The sequence below is a fragment of the Bacillus sp. J41TS8 genome, assembly GCF_018333035.1.
Classification (GTDB): Bacteria; Bacillota; Bacilli; order Bacillales; family Bacillaceae; genus Bacillus; species Bacillus paralicheniformis.
In genome coordinates this window covers 1-1,227 of the sequence record NZ_BORF01000034.1, presented here as the reverse complement: position 1 = coordinate 1,227, position 1,227 = coordinate 1, and the positions used below count along the sequence as shown (strand labels likewise).

The window sequence follows — 1,227 nt, the reverse complement described above, 5'->3', positions numbered from 1 at the left end:
GAACGAGGTAGATGAAGAGGTCTGGAAAGGCCCGCCATAGGAGGTAACAGCCCTGTAGTCAAAACTTCGTTCTCTCCTGAGTGGATCCTGAGTACGGCGGAACACGTGAAATTCCGTCGGAATCCGGGAGGACCATCTCCCAAGGCTAAATACTCCCTAGTGACCGATAGTGAACCAGTACCGTGAGGGAAAGGTGAAAAGCACCCCGGAAGGGGAGTGAAAGAGATCCTGAAACCGTGTGCCTACAAGTAGTCAGAGCCCGTTAACGGGTGATGGCGTGCCTTTTGTAGAATGAACCGGCGAGTTACGATCCCGTGCAAGGTTAAGTTTGAAAAGACGGAGCCGCAGCGAAAGCGAGTCTGAATAGGGCGCATGAGTACGTGGTCGTAGACCCGAAACCAGGTGATCTACCCATGTCCAGGGTGAAGTTCAGGTAACACTGAATGGAGGCCCGAACCCACGCACGTTGAAAAGTGCGGGGATGAGGTGTGGGTAGGGGTGAAATGCCAATCGAACCTGGAGATAGCTGGTTCTCTCCGAAATAGCTTTAGGGCTAGCCTCAAGGTAAGAGTCTTGGAGGTAGAGCACTGATTGGACTAGGGGCCCCTACCGGGTTACCGAATTCAGTCAAACTCCGAATGCCAAAGACTTATCCTTGGGAGTCAGACTGCGAGTGATAAGATCCGTAGTCGAAAGGGAAACAGCCCAGACCGCCAGCTAAGGTCCCAAAGTATACGTTAAGTGGAAAAGGATGTGGAGTTGCTTAGACAACCAGGATGTTGGCTTAGAAGCAGCCACCATTTAAAGAGTGCGTAATAGCTCACTGGTCGAGTGACTCTGCGCCGAAAATGTACCGGGGCTAAACGTATCACCGAAGCTGCGGACTGTTCTTACGAACAGTGGTAGGAGAGCGTTCTAAGGGCTGTGAAGCGAGACCGGAAGGACTCGTGGAGCGCTTAGAAGTGAGAATGCCGGTATGAGTAGCGAAAGAGGGGTGAGAATCCCCTCCACCGAATGCCTAAGGTTTCCTGAGGAAGGCTCGTCCGCTCAGGGTTAGTCGGGACCTAAGCCGAGGCCGAAAGGCGTAGGCGATGGACAACAGGTTGATATTCCTGTACCACCTCCTCACCATTTGAGCAATGGGGGGACGCAGGAGGATAGGGTAAGCGCGGTATTGGATATCCGCGTCCAAGCAGTTAGGCTGGGAAATAGGCAAATCCGTTTCCC

General features: G+C 53.0%; 1 rRNA gene. It reads left to right on the top strand.

The window, feature by feature from the left end:
• Positions 1-1,227: ribosomal RNA gene (locus KI350_RS22650) — 23S ribosomal RNA — on the top strand; the annotation flags it as partial.